Below are 3,780 nucleotides of genomic sequence, written 5' to 3'. Positions count from 1 at the left end.
AGGTCTATTAAGGTTACCCTTTTCCATGAAAATCTTTTTCATTTTCCTCTTGACATATTACCAAATTGCTTTCTTTGAAAGGTTCGTATATATATAATAACGTTCCATTCCGCTCAAATGATCAAAACTTCATAAAATTTTTCAGATCCATCTCTTTATCCATTTCTTTTACAGGTCTATTCCTGCTGTCCGTATAAGTTTCATCTTCCTCAAAACCATGCGGCAGCATATAGTATTTCAGCATCACAAAACCGTATCTGCCGACATCAACCACTACAATATCCGCCATTTCGTACAACTCCCTAAACGCTTCAGCCACCTTTTTGCATTTTGCCCGTTCTTCCTCTGTGATATAAACCTGTTTTTCCATATTGATTTACCTCGTTTCTTCTAAGATTTTACCATGTTCACTTTATGAGGGCTATCTACATACACCAGATTTTCACCTTGCTTATTCTTCCCATTTTTCACTTTACTCACAATTCACACCTGCTACTGCTGTTGTAAAGAAACTCAAAAATTTTACCTCTTTCTTTCCTTAAATTTGATTTTTCGATAAAGAAAGAGCTTTGATATGCAAATCTCCTGCCCTTTGTGGTAAAATAAGGGCAGGGAAATCCTTTGGGAGAACCCTGCGGGCATCCGGTACATTCAGTTTGGCGATTGGCTGTGCCGCGTGCTTTGATTTTTGCCTTTCCCAAGTACATTCAAAACTCCGTTCCACTTCTGGACTTTTTCGAGCTGTTGACAAACCTCTTAATTTCGTAAATGTCACAAGATATCATGATAAAAATCTAGCAAAGATAGCAGAAATATTCCAAAGAAAAAGGTCATGGTTCTCTGTGCCATGGCCTTTATCATCCTTTTAAGATTTAATGCCGTTAACGATAAGAGGCACTGCTGTTCAGCCGCCTCTTATCCTCTTCTGTATAAAAATTCCAGATTTTTCTCAATATAATCAATCCTTTTGATATACGGCTGACTGTCAGGCACATTACCGGCTGTAGCTGCCACATCGATTATGATTCCGTTTTTAGAGTCCACGGTTTCATGCGACAAGTAGTGCATCCCCTCCGTTTTCCCTTTCCTCTTGTAAAATCCAGATTCGGGGTCTGTTCTGCTTTCACGGCGGCTAATGATTTCCATTTTTTCTTCCGTCTCTTGCATCTGACGGGCTTGCTTTTTCCTTCCGATTCCAACTGGGTCCGTACCGTTTCTTCATACTGGTCTAGTTCTTTGAGGTATTCATTTGTGACTTCTTCTGTTTGCTTAATGTATTCTGTTTTCCGGGATGCGTTTGCCTTTATGTGTGTCAAATCCTATCCGAGACGAATGGTCTGACACCTCTAAGCTGCATGATACATTTCCCACCGTCATGACCGCAATCTCGTCCTGCGACATCAGTTCTTTGCCACATTGTCAAGTGATGAATTCATTCTTTTTGCTTTTTCAAACACGGAATCTTGTAGATGTTCTATAAATATGCTAAACTGAACACAATAACAAATCAGAATTGATGGAGGGCAAGATTGAAAATGAGAAGTAGAGGGTATCCACTACCTTAAGCACACGACAAACAAGCCATCTTTCGGTGGCTGCTTTAAAATTGAATATTAAGATTGTTAAGGTTATGCAGTTGCTGACTTGATTTTATAACCTTGATTTCTTGCTATGATGATTGCCTGCTCCACTGTGATTTCACGATCAACCGAGGGCAGATCGGATTTCTTATAAAGTTCCGCATTATAGTTTTCTCCATTCTTCAGCATATGGTATAATGCGGTAAGAAGCATTCTTGCTATGGCAATGATTGCTTTCTTGTGACCGCAACGCTTTTTGAGACGGAGATAGCGGTTGCGAATTTCAGGATGCTTTTTGCTGGTAACAACAGCATTGGCACACTGTACAAGCAGTGGCTTGATATAGCATCCGGCTTTGGAGACCCGGACAGATTTTTTCTTCCCTGCACTTTCATTGTTGGTCGGCGTAAGTCCGGCCCATGAGCATAAGTGTTTCGCCGAAGGAAAAGCCTCCATATTGGTACCGATTTCGGAAATGATTCCGATGGCGGTGAAAACACTGCTGATACCAGGAGCAGTTTGAAGAATGGCAAGTTCCTGCTGATAGGGAGCGGCGAGCGCAAGAATGAGTTCTTCAAGCTCTGATTTCCGGGATTCAAGGTCTTTATAATGGCCTTTTATCACTTTTAGTTTGCCAGCCTGCTGCGGGGTGATGAAACCGTCAATGGCATCACACAGTTCAGGAAGTTTCTTTTTCAAACTTTTGAAAACAAGGGGTTCAAGGTCAAAAGAAGTATCTGAGGGATTTTCCAAAATTTTATCCAGTATCGCCTGGGCAGATTTGCCGAAGGTGTCCGAGACAACGTTTCCCAACTGGATATTGGAAACCGTGAGACAGTTCTGCAAACGATTCTTTTCACTTGATTTAAAGCAGGTCAGTTTGAAACGGTAACGCATAAGGTCACGAAGCTGGCGGATGTCAACAGGGGGCATAAAAAGCTTCCGGCAACAAGATCATGCTTGAACAGGTCAGCAATCCATTTGGCATCTTTCTTGTCAGTTTTCTTTCCACGGATAGCCTTAACATATTTAGGATGCGCAAGGACGATCGTACAGTCGTTTTCTAAAACGTTGTAAACAGGGATCCAGTATTTACCGGTGGATTCCATACAGATATCCCTGCAGTTTCTTTCGAGAAGCCATTGTAACAAATCTTTCAGACCTTTCGTGTAGGTTGAAAAACGGTGGCTCTCATAAGTGGTGACGCCTTTGGAATTAGTAGAGGCGATACAGGCCACTACAAAAGTCTTGTGGACATCAATGCCACAGCAGATTTTGTACACGATTTTTAAAGCCATAGGGACTCCTTTCAGAACCAGAAGGTTCACTAAAGATTATAGGGAGAGACGGCATTGACTGAACGCCCAGGCCATAAACGAGATTGTTTATACAAAGATAAGATTACGTGCTCTAAGTCACGCTTATTTGTGCTTGAAAAGGCGGACTACACATATAACTATACGGTCGTCCGGCAAGCCGGACAGCCCACTCACCTCCCCATGATTTGTAGTATACCGAGTTCCCTATAAGAAGAATTATAAAGAAAAAATAAGCTTGGGCAACCATTTTCATAACGTTTTGTGCCTGAGTGAAGCGAAAGGAATGGATATAACTATGGAATATAAGGACTATATTAAGCAAGGCTTGAATGGGAACGCCCCATTAAAATTAATATTATGTGGAAATATACAGGGGACGGAAAATGATAAAGTAGGTGTTGTATCAGTTATATATGCTACAAATGATAAGGACTTAGCAGAACAAAAAATGAATGAATTGATTGCCGTCAATCCTAATAATTATTACATGGTTTATAGTGTGCCACTAAATGTTGATTTGACGGAACTTTCTCATTATCCTTCAATAGCAATTTCTAAAGATGATTTAAAATAAATGCAATTCCAGTTTGACATACTGGGAAATCGGGATTTGAATGGAGGTATCTTCAAGTGAAAAAATATGAATACAAAGTGCTAACAATCGCAACTTCTTTAGCTGTAAGTACCAAACAATACGAAAAGGTTGCGCAAGAGTTTGAAACACAATTAAATGAATTGGGAGCTGATGGTTGGGAACTTGTTCAGCGTATGGATGGTTTCTTTTTTTTTAAAAAGGAAATTGAATAAATTCTAGTATAGCATAAATTAAGTTGTTGATATTTTCAATATCTGTTATAATGGATTTAACCAATATAATTTAT

The 3,780-nt window shown here is 39.9% G+C and carries 4 protein-coding genes and 1 pseudogene; 2 read left to right on the top strand and 3 right to left on the bottom strand.

Translation table 11 applies throughout. The features are described from left to right. Positions 1-121 precede the first annotated feature (121 nt). The 3 genes and pseudogenes from D7Y06_RS24255 to D7Y06_RS24240 all read right to left on the bottom strand — a co-directional run bounded on the left by D7Y06_RS24255 (position 122) and on the right by D7Y06_RS24240 (position 2,878). Complete coding sequence (locus tag D7Y06_RS24255) at positions 122-370, bottom strand: hypothetical protein (protein WP_330566592.1); 249 nt, start codon at positions 368-370, stop codon at positions 122-124. A gap of 545 nt (positions 371-915) precedes the next feature. After that, positions 916-1,167: a hypothetical protein gene (locus D7Y06_RS27510; RefSeq protein ID WP_243119498.1), complete on the bottom strand. Its 252-nt coding sequence runs from the start codon at positions 1,165-1,167 to the stop codon at positions 916-918. 461 nt (positions 1,168-1,628) lie between these two features. Then, a pseudogene (locus D7Y06_RS24240) lies at positions 1,629-2,878 on the bottom strand (IS110 family transposase). Between the two features lie 316 nt (positions 2,879-3,194). Here D7Y06_RS24240 and D7Y06_RS24230 point away from each other — a divergent pair. Further along, the gene (locus D7Y06_RS24230; protein WP_120410058.1) at positions 3,195-3,473 is read left to right on the top strand and encodes a hypothetical protein; all 279 of its coding nucleotides are present in this window, start codon (positions 3,195-3,197) and stop codon (positions 3,471-3,473) included. 56 nt (positions 3,474-3,529) lie between these two features. Continuing rightward, positions 3,530-3,706, top strand: a complete 177-nt coding sequence (locus tag D7Y06_RS24225; protein WP_120410057.1) for a DUF4177 domain-containing protein — start codon at positions 3,530-3,532, stop codon at positions 3,704-3,706. Positions 3,707-3,780 lie beyond the last annotated feature (74 nt).

It is taken from the genome of Roseburia sp. 1XD42-69 (genome assembly GCF_003612565.1).
Taxonomy (GTDB): domain Bacteria; phylum Bacillota; class Clostridia; order Lachnospirales; family Lachnospiraceae; genus Roseburia_B.
This window is presented reverse-complemented; position numbering and strand designations above follow the sequence as displayed.

What these genes read in the sequence shown, in the direction of transcription:
- D7Y06_RS24255 (WP_330566592.1), bottom strand. Translation starts at nt 370, where the DNA reads ATGGAAAAACAGGTTTATATCACAGAGGAAGAACGGGCAAAATGCAAA.
- D7Y06_RS27510 (WP_243119498.1), bottom strand. Translation starts at nt 1,167, where the DNA reads ATGCAAGAGACGGAAGAAAAAATGGAAATCATTAGCCGCCGTGAAAGC.
- D7Y06_RS24230 (WP_120410058.1), top strand. Translation starts at nt 3,195, where the DNA reads ATGGAATATAAGGACTATATTAAGCAAGGCTTGAATGGGAACGCCCCA.